Source organism: Rhizobium sp. P2_G9, assembly GCF_056403475.1.
Window position 1 is genome coordinate 1 of sequence record NZ_JBFUFK010000062.1, and the last position, 13,881, is coordinate 13,881.

The window sequence follows — 13,881 nt, forward strand, 5'->3', positions numbered from 1 at the left end:
GTCCAGGCCATCCAGCCGCCGGCAGCCAGCGGCGCGAACCAGTCGGTGGCGCCATCCTTAACCGGCAGCAGGCGAATCAGCGCCCAGGTGGCCGCGGCAAAGCAGGCGAGCACGACGATGAGTGCGATGCTCCAGTTGGCGGTTTTTCTCATTTGTCTGTTCCCCTGACGAGCCCGCCTTTGAGATCGGCATGAGCAATCAACTGCATGAGTCCGGCGAGATGCTGGGCGGCTTGCCAGACTGCGGGCTCGACATCGCCGCTTGTTGTCAGTTCCTCACGGCTATCAACCAGATCGTCGACGAGATTGGCCTTGACCAGCGGCGGTTCGGTGGGGCTGAACATCTCGTCGGCGAAAACCGACCAATATTGGCGGTGTGCAGGGCGGATATGCGTGACGCCGCGCTGTTCCAGCTCTTTGAACAGCCGTTCGGTCAGCGTCCTGATTTCAGTGATTTCGATCGTATCCGACATCACACCCTCCCCAGGGCAAAGCCCTTGGCGATATAGTTGCGGACGAAATAGATGACCAGGGCGCCGGGGATCAATGTCAGGACGCCCGCGGCAGCGAGCAGGCCCCAATCCATGCCCGAGGCCGAGACGGTGCGGGTCATGGTGGCGGCGATCGGCTTGGCGTCGGTCGTCGTCAGCGTCCGGGCGATCAGGAGTTCCACCCAGGAGAACATGAAGCAGAAGAAGCAGGCGACGCCAACGCCGGATGCGATCAGCGGCATGAAGATTTTTATGAAGAAGCGCGGGAAGGAATAGCCGTCGATATAGGCGGTTTCGTCGATTTCCTTCGGCACGCCGGACATGAAGCCTTCGAGGATCCAGACCGCCAGTGGAACGTTGAACAGGCAATGTGCCAGCGCCACGGCGATATGGGTATCGATCAGGCCGAAGGCGGAATAGAGCTGGAAGAAGGGCAGGGCGAAGACGGCCGGCGGCGCCATACGGTTGGTGAGCAGCCAGAAGAACAGGTGCTTGTCGCCGAGGAAGCGATAGCGCGAGAAGGCATAGGCCGCCGGCAGCGCCACCAGGACCGAGATCACCATGTTCATCACCACATAGGTGATGGAGTTGATATAGCCCGAATACCAGGCCGACTGGGTGAAGATCGTATAATAATTGGCGAGCGTCGGCTTATGCGGATAGAGCGTCAGCGAAAAGACGATCTCCTCATTGGTCTTGAAGCTCATATTGACCAGCCAGTAGATCGGCACCAGCAGGACGATGATGTAGATCGTCGGAACCAGCCATGCCAGCCGCGATTCCTCCCGCCGGCGCACGGTGGCATTGCTGGCTTTGGTCGAGGCTGCCGCGAGGCCTGTGGTGGTGATGGTTTCGTTGGTCACGGCCATGTCAGCGCTCCGCGTCATAATTGGTCATCACGGTGTAGAACACCCATGAGAACAAGAGGACGATCAGGAAATAGACCAGCGACATCGCCGCCGCCTGGCCGAGGTTGAATTCGCCCAGCGCCATCTTGACGAGGTCGATGGAGAGGAAGGTGGTCGAATTGCCGGGGCCGCCGCCGGTGACAACGAAGGGCTCGGTATAGATCATGAAACTGTCCATGAAGCGCAACAGGATGGCGATCAGGAGAACACGGTTCATCTTCGGCAATTGGATATAGCGGAACACCGCCCAGCGCGAGGCGCCGTCGATCCGGGCTGCCTGGTAGAAGGCATTGGGGATCGACACGAGTCCGGCATAGGAGAGCAGCACGACGAGGCTCGTCCAGTGCCAGACATCCATGATGATCACCGTCATCCAGGCATCGATCGGGTCGCGGACATAATTGTAGTCCAGGCCGATGGCATTGAGTGCATAACCCAACAGGCCAATGTCACTGCGGCCGAACACCTGCCAGATGGTGCCGACGACGTTCCACGGAACGAGCAGCGGCAGCGCCATCAGCACCAGGCAGACCGGCACGCCCCAGCCTTTCTTCGGCATGTTGAGCGCGATGAAAATGCCGAGCGGCACTTCGATGGTGAGGATGATGGCCGAAAAGATCAGGTTGCGAGCCATCGACGACCAGAAACGGGGCGAGGCCAGCAGTTCCTGATACCACTCGATACCGTTCCAGAAGAACTGGTTGTTGCCGAGCGTGTCCTGGAAGGAATAGTTGACCACGGTCATCAACGGCACCACCGCCGAAAAGGCGACGAGCAGCAGCACCGGCAGCACCATGAACCAGGCTTTGTTGTTCCACGTTCTGTCCATGGTCAGGCTCCCATGCCGCTGCGGTCGAGATCGACGCGCCAGGAATTGGCGTAGAGATTGATGCCGGCCGGGTCGAAGCTGAGCTTCGGATCGGCGGGCACCGTGTCGTCCTCGCCGATGATTGCCGCCACGTCATGGCCTTCGAGCTTGGCGCGCACCACCTTGTGGCGGCCGATATCCTCGACCTTGCTGACCGTGACAGGCATGCCCTCGCGGCCCATGCGCACATATTCCGGCCGGATGCCGAGCTCAGTCGGGGCGCCGGTTTTCGGCGCGCCGGGCAAGGTGATCGCCTGGGAGCCCAGCCGGGCGGTGGCGCCGTCGACCGTGATCGGCAGCAGGTTCATGCCTGGCGAACCGATGAAATAGCCGACGAATGTGTGGCTCGGCCGTTCGAACAGGTCGGCGGGCGTGCCGATCTGAACGATCTCGCCGTCATACATGACCACGACCTTGTCGGCGAAGGTCAGCGCCTCGGTCTGGTCATGGGTGACATAGACCATGGTGTACCCGAATTCGCGATGCAGCAGTTTCAGCTGCGAGCGCAGCTGCCACTTCATATGCGGGTCGATGACCGTCAGCGGCTCGTCGAACAGGATGGCGTTGACGTCGGAGCGGACGAGGCCACGACCAAGCGAGACCTTCTGCTTGAGGTCGGCGGTCAGGCGCCGCGCCTTGCGGTTGGCCATCGGCGCGAGGTCGATGATGTCGAGGATCTCGTTGACCTTCTTGGTCACCTGCGCCTCCGGGATATGCCGGTTGCGCAAGGGGAAGGCAAGATTGTCGAACACAGTCATCGTGTCGTAGACGACCGGGAACTGGAACACCTGGGCGATGTTGCGGTCCTCGGTCCTGAAATTGGTGACGTCACGCTCGCCGAGCAGGATGCGGCCATGCGAGGGGATGAGCAGGCCCGAAATGATGTTGAGCAGCGTGGTCTTGCCGCAGCCGGAGGGGCCGAGCAGCGCATAGGCGCCGCCATCTTCGAAGACGTGGTCGACTTCCTTCAGCGCATAGTCCGAGGGTTTGCTCGGGGTGGCGGTGTAGGCGTGGCGGATATGGTCGAGTTTGATGCGCGCCATGAGCGTTCTCCTATGCCGCCTGCTTCAGCGGGGCGGCGGCGTTCGAGCCGTCGTCGCGGAAGGCCAGCAGATGGCGGGTGTCGAGATAGACGACCATGCTGGTGCCCGGCGCCAGGTCATGTACGCCCTTGGTCAGCATCACCCAGCGGTCGCCGCCATAGGCGAGATGGATGAAGCTTTCGGAGCCTGTGATTTCGGTGACCATCACTGTCGCCTGCAACTGCGCGGTGGCGATGCTTTCCGGCTTTGGCGATAGGTGATGCGGGCGGAAGCCGATGGTCAGCGGGCCGTCGGCAAGCGAGGCCAAGTCGCCAGGCAACGGGATTTCCGCGCCGCCGGAGAGCACGAAGACATTGCCGCGTTTGACGGCATTGATGGTGTTGAGCGGCGGGTCGGAAAAGGTGCGGGCGGTGATCAGGTCGGCGGGCTTGCGGAACACTTCCACCGTTGGTCCGAACTGGGTGATGCGGCCCTGAGACAGCGTCGCGGTATTGCCGCCGAGCAGCAGCGCTTCCGACGGTTCGGTCGTGGCATAGACGAAGATGGCGCCGGTCTCGGCAAAAATCTTCGGCAGTTCGGCGCGCAATTCCTCGCGCAGCTTGTAGTCGAGATTGGCGAGCGGCTCGTCAAGCAGGACGAGATCGGCATTCTTGACGATGGCGCGGGCAAGCGCGGTGCGCTGCTGCTGACCGCCGGAGAGTTCCAGCGGCACGCGCTTGAGATAGGGCGTCAGCCGCAGGAGTTCGGCGGCCTTCATCACCTCACGGTCGATATCGGCGGTGGACTTGCCGGCAACACGCAGCGGCGAGGCGATATTCTCGTAGACCGTCATGGCCGGGTAATTGATGAACTGCTGGTAGACCATCGCCACATTGCGGCCCTGCACCGGCTTGCCGGTGACATCGCGGCCCTCGACCCAGACGGAACCCTGGGTCGGCCGGTCCAAGCCAGCCATCAGCCGCATCAGCGTCGTCTTGCCGGACAATGTCGGCCCGAGCAGGACGTTGAGCGAGCCCTTTTCGAGCGTCAACGTCACGTCGCGGATGTGCATATCCGCGCCGACCTGCTTCGATACATCTCTTAATTCCAGCATACGTCCTCCTCCCAGCGGGATTGCTGTCAATATCTGCCTGCGAAGGCCTAAGTCGTCGCAGCTCCCGCCGTGCCGGTCTGGCGCATCTCGGCGCCCTGCCGTTTACTCATGAAAACACCAAGCGCTTCCACGCCCGCCGCGTCGACCTTCAGCCCAAGCTTGGTCCGCCGCCACAATACATCTTCGGGCTCGACTGCCCATTCTGCAACCATAAGATAGCGAACTTCGGCTTCCGTCAAATCGGCGCCGAACAGGGTGCCGAGATCCGCCATTGACGTTGCCTTGCCGAGGATCGTTTCCGCCTTGGTCCCATAGAGGCGAACGAGCCGCTTCGCATGGGCCTCGGCAAGAAAGGGGTATTGCCGGCGGATTTTGGCCAGCAGGCCATCGAAACCGTTTCTGTCGAAATCGCCGCCGGGCAGGGTGGAGCTCGCCGTCCAGGGTTTCCCACGCGCGCCGAGCACGGCCTCGATCTTCTCCAGCATGTGCTCGGCGAGCCGCCGGTAGGTGGTGATCTTGCCGCCGAAAATATTGAGCAATTGCGGTTCGCCCGGCGCGCCGTCGGCCTTCAGCACGTAATCGCGCGTCGCCTCCTGCGCCTTGCTGGCACCGTCGTCATAGAGCGGGCGGACGCCGGAATAGGTCCAGACGAGGTCGGCGCGGGTCACCGGCTCCTTGAAATATTCGCTGGCGCCGGCGCAGAGATAATCGATCTCGGCGTCGCTGATCTCGACGGCGGCCGGATCGCCCTTGTAGTCCTGGTCGGTGGTGCCGATCAGGGTGAAATCCTCCTCATAGGGAATAGCGAAGAAGATGCGGCCATCGTTGTTCTGGAAGAAATAGGCGCGCGGATCGGCAAACTTTTTGCGGATGATGATATGGCTGCCTTGTACGAGGCGGACATTGTGGGCATTGCTGCCGGCGGCACTCTGCAAGAGCTTATCGACCCAGGGACCGGCGGCATTGATGAACAGCTTTGCGAAAACCGTCTCTTTGGCGCCGCTCAACGCATCCTCGACGAGGATCGCCCAGACGCCGTTTTCGCGCCGCGCCGAAACCACCTTGGTGCGGGTGCGGATGACCGCGCCGCGGTCGGCGGCGTCGCGGGCATTGAGCGCCACCAGCCGCGCATCGTTGACCCAGCAGTCGGAATATTCAAAGGCGCGGACGAAGCGCTCCTTCAGCGGTCGGCCGGCCGGGTCGCGGGTGAGGTCGAGCGTGCGGGTGGCGGGCAGCGCCTTGCGGCCGCCGATATGGTCGTAGAGGAACAGGCCAAGCCGGATCAGCCAGCCGGGCCGCATGTCCTTGTGCAGCGGCAGCACGAAGCGCAGCGGCCAGATGATGTGCGGCGCCATGGCCCAGAGCACTTCGCGCTCCATCAGTGATTCACGCACCAGGCGAAATTCGTAATGTTCGAGATAGCGCAGGCCGCCATGAATGAGCTTGGTGGCGCGTGACGACGTGCCGGCGGCAAGGTCCTTCATCTCGGCGAGGAAGACCGAATAGCCGCGGCCGACGGCGTCACGAGCGATGCCGCAGCCATTGATGCCGCCACCAGCAATGAAAATGTCGTAAACCGTCCCGGATGCCACTGCGCGTTCCCCCCTTCGCAATGCAGCATTTATTGCAATTGCGAACCTGGCAGCATTCAAAACGAAGATAAAACGAATGTCAATCGAAAATTCTGAAACCGAACCGGCGCGCAATTCAGCCTGGTTCAAACTGCATTCAAGCGGCCGCCGGATTGGCGGTTTCGATCAACTGGACATTGTTTTCACGACAGATTTTGCGAAGATTCTCGGGAAAGCAATTGTCCGTGACAAAGGTGTGGACCTGCGAAATATGCGCGATGCGCACTGGTGCCGTCCGTTCGAATTTGGTCGAATCGGCCACGAGAATGACATGCCGTGCATTGGCGATGATCGCCTGCGCCACTTTCACCTCGCGGAAATCGTAGTCGAGTAGCGCGCCGTCATCATCGATCGCCGAGGCGCCGATCACGGCAAAATCGACCTTGAACTGGCGGATGAAATCCACCGCCGCCTCGCCGACAATGCCGCCATCCGTGCCGCGCACGACGCCGCCGGCGATCACCACCTCAAACTGCGGGTAGATGCGCAACCTGTTGGCAACATTGATATTATTGGTGATGATCATCAACCGGCCATGGTCGAGCAGCGCTTGGCCGACAGCTTCTGTCGTGGTGCCGATATTGACGAACAGCGACGCATTGTCGGGGATCAGTTTGGCTGCAGCGCGACCGATGCCATCCTTCTCTTGCGCGGCGATCTGCCGGCGCTGCTCATATAGCATGTTCTCGGTGCCGGAGGGAAAGACGGCGCCGCCATGGATGCGGTTCAACAGGCGCTGCTCGCAGAGTTCATTGAGATCCTTGCGGATTGTCTGCGGCGTCACCTCGAAGCGGTTCGCCAATTCCTCCACCAGCACCTTGCCCTGGTTCTTGGCGATTTCGAGAATTTCCTTGTGGCGCGGAGAAAGAAACATGCGCATGCCTCGGACTTAATTTCGTGGCGCAGGATAGAACGAAAAAAACGAAAGTAAAGGGTTTGGGGGGAGGTGCGGTTTGTCTGCCACGACAAGGCGAAAGTGATTGGCGGCGGGCCGCGATTGCCCGAGATGACCGATCGCTGAAAGTCAGGCAATTCCCGGCGTAAAATGGCTGCCCATGTTTGCTGGAATTGCTATACTAATCATCGTCTAGCCGATGCAACTTGCTTTCCTGGTCGGGAAGGCGCGATATGGCGGAAAAAGAAGCTGGGTTTGACAACACGACACCCGCCCGTTGCATGAGGATTTTGAATGCCTGAGCAATACCAAGTGTCTTTTCTTCTTCCCGCAGTCATATTTGGGACGCTGATCGCTCTTTGGAACTTTTTTTGTTATTTTCTGACATTTATGAATGAAGTGAATCTTATATACTGGCTCATAGTTTCTGTGTTGACGTACTGGCTAGTTTATCTGTCTCGAACCAGGCTGTTCAGTTCGATATTATTGTATGTTCTTGCAATGTCATTTTTTACATTGGTCGCTCTTGATTTTTATTTGCCGATAGTAACGCGTTTAGATTTTTGGCTGGCATTTTGTGGAGAAGAAATTGCCGTCGGCGTTTTTCTAATGGTACTCGCCCACTGGTGTTATCGAATATTCTACCGGCAGCGCGTTAGCGGACTGTCGTAAGCCGAGGGTTACAAACTATCGGAATAAAGGTGATTTGTGACTGAAGCGATGCTCGGTCGAGTAGTATTTAGGGGATGCGCTTTCCGCTTCGCTCGGCTTGCACCATAGCGTCTCATCGATCATTCAATCCAGCCAGACACATGCAGGATCGACGGTGGCGCCAGCCTTCGCCATAGAATTATGGAGAAGGCTGGCGCACACTCCGTGTTTTGTTCTCACGACTTCTCCACCGGCTTGCTCCGTAGCCGGCTGACCGTCTCGCGTTCCGCCCGCTTGCAGGCGATCGGGGGGAGGCCGCGGGCGATCTGGCCGAGGTCTTCGAGCATCAGTTTGCCGATATTCTGCAGCGCCGAAGTCAGTGCGCCGGCACGATGCGCCGAGAACAGGATGTTCGGCACTGTACGGATAGGATCGTCGGCAGCCACCGGCTCTTCCGGAAACACGTCCGTGGCGATCTGGATGCGGCCGGAGCCGGCGAATTCCTTCAGTGCGGCAAAATCGGCGACGGCGGCGCGGCTGAGCAGCAGCAGTTTGGCGCCCTTCTGCATCAGGCCGAGTTTTTCCGCATTGAGCAGATGTGCATTTTCGGTGGTGATGGTGGCGACGACGAAGACGAAGCGGCTCTTCGACAGGACATCGTCGAGCGACGCCGGCTCGACACCGAGCCGGGTCAGCACGCCATCGGGTAGCCAGGGATCGAAAGCGCGGATTCTTGGCTGGAAGCCGGCCAGCAGCTTGTGCAGCGCACGGCCGAGATCGCCGAAACCGATGAAACCCAGCTCGGCGCCAGCGAGCAGCTCGGCGTCATGGTTGCCATCCAAACCGTAGAGCTCGCGACCGGCGACGAAATCGCCATGCGCGGTGTGGATGCCGCGTGCCAGCGACAGCGCCATGCCGAGGCCGATCTCGGCCACGGGAGCGGCGAAGACCGAACTCGGTGCGATCACATGAATGCCGCGCTGAAAACAGAGGTCGTAATCGACATTGGGATAGAAATTGGTTTCGACATTGACAATGCAGCGCAGTTTCGGCGCCATATCCAGCTCGTCGCGCTCCATGCGCTGCTGGCTGACCAGAACCTCGGTGTCCGACAGATGTTTTTTGTAGAACGCATCGCGATCCTCGCCATTCCAGGCGACGACGTCATAGGTTGAGAAGAACTTTTCCTGATCTGCTTTGGAAAAAATATCGGCGGCAGCCCGGGGTTCGGGGTCGAACAGAATGCGCATCGTGTCCTCCATTTTTCAGCTTTTGTAGCCCGCCGGGTGACGCTTGGAAAGCGCTCCGGACCAGCAAAACGAATTGACAGTGCCGCCCCGAACTGCTTGACCTTGCGTGGAAATCGGGAGGCAATATGAGCAGGGATATCGACCTCGAAACGCTGGTGGCGACGGTTGCAGCACGCGGCGCCAATGCGCGCAGCATCACGGCGATCGCCGGCCCGCCGGGCGCCGGCAAATCGACGCTGGCGGAACAGGTGGTCGAACGGTTGAATGCCACCGAACCAGGTTCGGCGGCGGTCTTTCCGATGGACGGTTTCCACTATGACGACCTGGTTCTCGTGCCGCGTGGACTGCGGCCTCGCAAAGGCGCGCCGGAGACTTTCGACGTTGCCGGCTTCTCGCATATGCTCGGGCGGCTCAGGGCGAACCGCGATCGCGAGATCGCCGTGCCCGTGTTCGACCGCTCAATCGAGATCGCCCGCGCCGGCGGCCGGATGATCCCGCAGACGGTGCGGCATCTGGTGGTCGAGGGCAATTACATCCTGCTCGGCAGCGGCGATTGGGCCGATCTGCAGCGGCACTATGACACAACTGTGCTGATCCATGTGCCGGAGGAGGAATTGCGACGGCGGCTGTCGGAGCGCTGGAAAGATCTGTCGCCGGAGGCGTTTGCTTACAAGATGGATGTCAATGACTTGCCGAATGGGCGGCTGGTGATGACGGAGAGCGTGGAGCCGGAATTCGTGTTTCGGGAGGGGGGCAGGTCCCAGCGCTAGGTTCGTGAGTCTTCGCAGCGGAAATGTCAGAACAAAAGCCCGGATCTCTGTCTGTGCTTTGAAACGGCTTGGCGGCCTGCTCAGGACGCTTGGAGAATTTCAGATCTCCGTTTTCGTAGATTTCTCGGGCTCCGGAAGTCGTTCGATCGGCAGCGATTTCGCCGACTGCGCGCTTTGCCTTTGATGGCTTAACCACTGTCCGACGCGCCACTGAGGCGCCTTGATCGCCGGTGGAGGGTCGAAGGTTGGCCAATCTCGATTGATCTTGTTGATCAATGCGACCGCACCGGCCATGACGCCAGCATAGGCCGCGATACTTCCCCACATTGTCCAGCCACCGAACTTTGCGTCGAGCCACTGAGCGGTCTGTCCCAACGCGCCCAGACAGCAAAGACCAACAAGCAGGAAAGCGTAGAGAAAGCGCAGTGCAATGCTGAGACCTGTTGGCATTTTTACCCCTCCAACCGCATGAGAGGTAGTAGCAGGCGGCAGAAACGTCAACAGAGGGTAGTGCTCGGCTTTCCCCAGGCGATCAAAAAACAAAAGGCCCGGATCGCTCCGGGCCTCGAAACTTATTTCGCCGTCTGCGTGAATTAGGCAGCTTGCAGGTTGCCGGCAGCCGACTTGCCGGTGCGGCGGTCGGGCAGGACTTCGTAAGAAATCTTCTGGCCTTCATTCAGTGTGCTCAAGCCGGCGCGTTCAACGGCAGAGATATGCACGAACACGTCCGGGCCGCCATTGTCGGGCTGAATAAAACCAAAACCCTTCTGGGTGTTGAACCACTTGACGGTACCAGTAGTCATGTGATGTTCCTTTCGAGAACCGCGAATAGTTACGTTTAGTCGGCCGATATAGCAGACGTTTGGTATCGATATACTGTCTGGAGAAGAGTCGTGGCCGCGCGCCGGAACAAGTCAACAGAGCAAAGGCCAAGCCAAATCGGCCGTAAAAAATCGATGGCTATGATTTGGCAGAAAATTCAGCCCGGCACAAGATGTCGGGCTCACGTTTTTTACGGTTTGGGAGCCAAATTATTACAGCGCCGTCACAAAGTGTTACAAAAGCAACAGGCACAATTTTTTTGGCTTTTGGTAATTTTCAGGTCGGTGCTTGCTCCCGCATCAGGCCGCCCGCCTTCAGTTCGTCCCATAGAGCCTGCGGTATCGGCTTACCGAGGATGGCACGGTTGGACTGGACCTCCGCCACGCTCTGGCCGCCGGGAATGACCGACACGACAGCGGGGTGGCGCAAGGGGAAGTTGAGTGCAGCTTCGATCATATGGACGCCATGTTTCTCGCAAGCAGCATTGATGCGGCGCACCCGGTCGATGACGTCCTTCGGCGCATTGGAATAGTTGTACTGCGCATCCTCAGAGGGGCCACGGGCAAGGATGCCGGAATTGTAGGGACCACCGAGCACGATGCCGATGCCGCGCTTTTCGCAGAGCGGCAGGAAACTGGTCAACGCTTCCTGTTCCAAGAGCGTATAGCGGCCTGCGAGCAGGAAGAGGTCGAAATCGCCGCGTTCGGCCAGCGTCTGGCAGACCTGCCATTCGTTGATGCCGCCGCCGAAAGCCTTGACTACGCCCTGGTCGCGCAACGACAGCATGGCATAGTAGCCACCCTTCATGAATTCCTCGATGCGGACGTCAGACGCTTCCTTCGAACCATGGGTGAAGATGTCGACGTCGTGGACGAAGAGGATATCGAAGCGATCCAGCCCGGTGCGCTCGAATGACGCTTCGAAGGAGCGCATGACGCCGTCATAGGAATAGTCGTAGACCTCACGGCGATTGGGCGTGTCGAAGAATTTGCCGATGCCGGTCTTTTGGTCCGGCGGGCAGACCTCCAGCGTGCGGCCGGCCTTGGTGGAGATGATGTAGTCGTCGCGGTTCTTTCCGCGCAGGAAATTACCGGCGCGGCGCTCCGACATGCCGAGGCCGTAGAGCGGCGCAGTGTCGAAATAGCGAACGCCGCTGTCCCAAGCGGCCTGGAACACCGCATGGGCATCTTCGTCCGAAACGGTCTTGTAGAGATTGCCGAGCGGGGCGGTGCCGAAGCCGAGTTCGGTGAAGTTCAGTCCGCCGTTCTTCAGGCGATCCCAATGCCGGATGTCCATGCCTTCCTCCCGTTTCGCCCGTCGCGACTTGGCTTGATTAAAGCCAGGCGGCTCTCGGAAAGCAATTGTTTTTATTGGTTTTCATAGGTGCGGTGATGACAAGTCGCAGGTGAAGTGGCAATCTGCCGGCAAAATTTCCAAGGAGGAATTTCTCTTGAGCAGTAAGCTGAAGCGCATTTTCGGCGATGTCAAACCGGTCATTGCCATGGTGCATCTGGGCGCTCTTCCGGGCGCGCCTCTGCATGATCATGAAGGCGGTCTGGATGCCCTGGTCGAGGACGCGCGCAAGGATCTGCATGCCTTGCAGGAGGCCGGTTTCGACGCAGTGATGTTCGGCAACGAGAACGATCGGCCCTATGAATTCAAGGTCGATATCGCCTCGACCGCGACGATGGCCTTCGTCATCGGCCGACTGCGGTCGGAGATCAAGATCCCGTTCGGCGTCAACGTGCTCTGGGATCCCGAGAGCTCGATTGCGCTCGCTGCCGCCACGGGTGCCGCCTTCGTGCGCGAAATCTTCACCGGCACCTATGCATCGGACATGGGGCCGTGGACGCCGGATGCGGGCAAAGCGATGCGCTATCGCGACCGCCTCGGCCGGCAGGACCTGGCGCTGCTCTACAACGTCTCGGCCGAATTCGCCTATTCGCTCGACCAGCGCAGCGTCGCCGACCGGGCCCGCAGCGCCGTGTTCTCCTCCATTCCGGATGCAGTGCTGGTTTCCGGCGCGATCACCGGCGAGGCGGCGGCAATGACCGATCTTGAGGCGGTGAAGAAAGTGCTGCCGGACACCTATGTATTCGCCAATACCGGGGTAAAGCATACCACCGTGCGCGACACGCTGAAGATTGCCGATGGCTGCATCGTCGGCTCGTCGCTGAAGGTCGACGGGCATACCTGGAATGCGGTCGACCCGGAGCGCGCCAAGGAATTCATGCGGCTTGTCAGGCAGGATCGCTGAGATGAAGGACAGGCTCAGGACGCTGCTGAAGGATCTGATGCTGATCCCGGGCCTTTCGGGTCACGAAGGCAGGGTGCGCCGCTATCTCAAGCGGGAGATGCAGGCGCTTGGGCTGAAAACCACGACCGACCGGCTGGGCAACCTGATCGCTACGATCGAAGGCAATCCGGACACGCCATCGGTGATGCTGTTCACCCATATGGACCAGCTCGGCCTGATCGTGCGCAAGATCGAGACGAGCGGCTATGTCCGCGTCGAGCGTCTCGGTGGGGTGCCAGAGCGGGCGCTGGCGGCGCAGCCGGTGCTGTTTTCGATCGGCGAGGGCAGGGACGTACCGGGCGTGATCGCGCATAAATCGCATCACGCGACCGCGCAGGACGAGAAATACAAGGTCGTGCCCTATCAGGACATCTATATCGACGCCGGCTTTACCAGCGCCGAGAAGGTCTTGGCCGCGGGCATCGATATCGGCACGCCGGTGGTCTATAAGCCGCATGTGGTCGAACTCGCCGGCGACCGGATAGCCGGCACCTCGGTCGACGACCGCGCCGGCTGCGCCGTCGTCGTCGAGGCGGCGCGGGCGCTGGCCAAGGCCGAGACGCGGCCGACCGTGCATATCGTGTTTTCGACGCTGGAGGAATTCAACCTGCGCGGCGCGCTGACGGCAGCGCAGGTGCTGCAGCCGGATATCGCCATCCAGATCGACCTGATCCTGACCGGCGACACGCCGGATATGGCCAACCGAGGCGATGTCCAGTTGGGCGGAGGGCCGGGCATGGCGATGTTCTCTTTCCACGGCCGCGGCACGTTGAACGGCACCATCCCGCATCCGGCGATGGTCAAGCTGTTCGAGGACACGGCGAAGGCTGAGAATCTGGTGTTGCAGAAGAGCGCCCATATCGGCTGCCTGACGGATTCATCCTATGTGCAACTGGTGGGGCAGGGGGTCGCCTCGATCGATATGGGCTTTCCGATGCGCTATTCGCATTCGGCGCTGGAGCTGTGTGACCTCAATGATCTCGAAGGGTTGACGAGGCTACTGGTGGCCGGGATCGGCAGCATCGGTGCGGGATTCAGCCTGGATCGGGATGATTTCGAGCAGTGAGCTGGAAAGACACCCCCTCACCAAGCGCGGCCAAGCGATCGCTTACGCTCTCGCGGCCTTGCTATCCTCTCCCGCAAGGGGAGAGGCAGGTGCCACAA

Annotated in this window: 14 protein-coding genes; 3 read left to right on the forward strand and 11 right to left on the reverse strand. The window is 60.2% G+C overall.

What is annotated here, in order from left to right; all coding sequences use genetic code 11:
- Positions 1–148: 148 nt before the first annotated feature.
- The 8 genes from AC1DYF_RS35105 to AC1DYF_RS35140 form a co-directional block, all read right to left on the reverse strand.
- Positions 149–472 carry a hypothetical protein gene (locus tag AC1DYF_RS35105; protein WP_477882830.1) on the reverse strand — a complete coding sequence of 108 codons (324 nt, stop codon included), beginning with the start codon at positions 470–472 and terminating at the stop codon, positions 149–151.
- A complete protein-coding gene (locus AC1DYF_RS35110) occupies positions 472–1,359 on the reverse strand; it encodes a carbohydrate ABC transporter permease (protein ID WP_477882832.1) in 888 nt (295 codons plus the stop codon). The genes AC1DYF_RS35105 and AC1DYF_RS35110 overlap by 1 nt, the downstream gene beginning before the upstream one ends.
- Position 1,360: 1 nt before the next feature.
- Entirely contained in the window at positions 1,361–2,227 is an 867-nt protein-coding gene (locus tag AC1DYF_RS35115; RefSeq protein WP_477882834.1) for a carbohydrate ABC transporter permease, read from the reverse strand.
- A gap of 2 nt (positions 2,228–2,229) precedes the next feature.
- Positions 2,230–3,309 carry an ABC transporter ATP-binding protein gene (locus tag AC1DYF_RS35120; RefSeq protein WP_477882836.1) on the reverse strand — a complete coding sequence of 360 codons (1,080 nt, stop codon included), beginning with the start codon at positions 3,307–3,309 and terminating at the stop codon, positions 2,230–2,232.
- 10 nt (positions 3,310–3,319) lie between these two features.
- Positions 3,320–4,402 (reverse strand): ABC transporter ATP-binding protein, encoded by a 1,083-nt coding sequence (locus AC1DYF_RS35125; RefSeq protein WP_477882837.1) that lies wholly within the window; start codon positions 4,400–4,402, stop codon positions 3,320–3,322.
- 47 nt (positions 4,403–4,449) lie between these two features.
- Positions 4,450–5,994 (reverse strand): glycerol-3-phosphate dehydrogenase, encoded by a 1,545-nt coding sequence (gene glpD / locus AC1DYF_RS35130; protein ID WP_477882839.1) that lies wholly within the window; start codon positions 5,992–5,994, stop codon positions 4,450–4,452.
- A gap of 136 nt (positions 5,995–6,130) precedes the next feature.
- Entirely contained in the window at positions 6,131–6,907 is a 777-nt protein-coding gene (locus tag AC1DYF_RS35135) for a DeoR/GlpR family DNA-binding transcription regulator (protein ID WP_477882841.1), read from the reverse strand.
- 908 nt (positions 6,908–7,815) lie between these two features.
- The gene (locus AC1DYF_RS35140) at positions 7,816–8,829 is read right to left on the reverse strand and encodes an NAD(P)-dependent oxidoreductase (RefSeq protein WP_477882843.1); all 1,014 of its coding nucleotides are present in this window, start codon (positions 8,827–8,829) and stop codon (positions 7,816–7,818) included.
- 125 nt (positions 8,830–8,954) lie between these two features.
- On the opposite strand from AC1DYF_RS35140, the gene AC1DYF_RS35145 reads away from it, so the two are divergent.
- Positions 8,955–9,599 (forward strand): AAA family ATPase, encoded by a 645-nt coding sequence (locus AC1DYF_RS35145; RefSeq protein ID WP_477882845.1) that lies wholly within the window; start codon positions 8,955–8,957, stop codon positions 9,597–9,599.
- A gap of 99 nt (positions 9,600–9,698) precedes the next feature.
- Here AC1DYF_RS35145 and AC1DYF_RS35150 read toward each other — a convergent pair whose 3' ends face one another.
- The 3 genes from AC1DYF_RS35150 to AC1DYF_RS35160 all read right to left on the reverse strand — a co-directional run bounded on the left by AC1DYF_RS35150 (position 9,699) and on the right by AC1DYF_RS35160 (position 11,717).
- Positions 9,699–10,049: a hypothetical protein gene (locus AC1DYF_RS35150; protein WP_477882847.1), complete on the reverse strand. Its 351-nt coding sequence runs from the start codon at positions 10,047–10,049 to the stop codon at positions 9,699–9,701.
- A gap of 143 nt (positions 10,050–10,192) precedes the next feature.
- Complete coding sequence (locus tag AC1DYF_RS35155) at positions 10,193–10,402, reverse strand: cold-shock protein (protein ID WP_477882849.1); 210 nt, start codon at positions 10,400–10,402, stop codon at positions 10,193–10,195.
- 295 nt (positions 10,403–10,697) lie between these two features.
- The gene (locus tag AC1DYF_RS35160; RefSeq protein WP_477882851.1) at positions 10,698–11,717 is read right to left on the reverse strand and encodes an aldo/keto reductase; all 1,020 of its coding nucleotides are present in this window, start codon (positions 11,715–11,717) and stop codon (positions 10,698–10,700) included.
- A gap of 154 nt (positions 11,718–11,871) precedes the next feature.
- Here AC1DYF_RS35160 and AC1DYF_RS35165 point away from each other — a divergent pair, with 154 nt between their 5' ends.
- Both AC1DYF_RS35165 and AC1DYF_RS35170 read left to right on the forward strand, forming a co-directional pair.
- The gene (locus tag AC1DYF_RS35165) at positions 11,872–12,678 is read left to right on the forward strand and encodes a BtpA/SgcQ family protein (protein WP_477882853.1); all 807 of its coding nucleotides are present in this window, start codon (positions 11,872–11,874) and stop codon (positions 12,676–12,678) included.
- A gap of 1 nt (position 12,679) precedes the next feature.
- Positions 12,680–13,783, forward strand: a complete 1,104-nt coding sequence (locus AC1DYF_RS35170; protein WP_477882855.1) for a M42 family metallopeptidase — start codon at positions 12,680–12,682, stop codon at positions 13,781–13,783.
- Positions 13,784–13,881 lie beyond the last annotated feature (98 nt).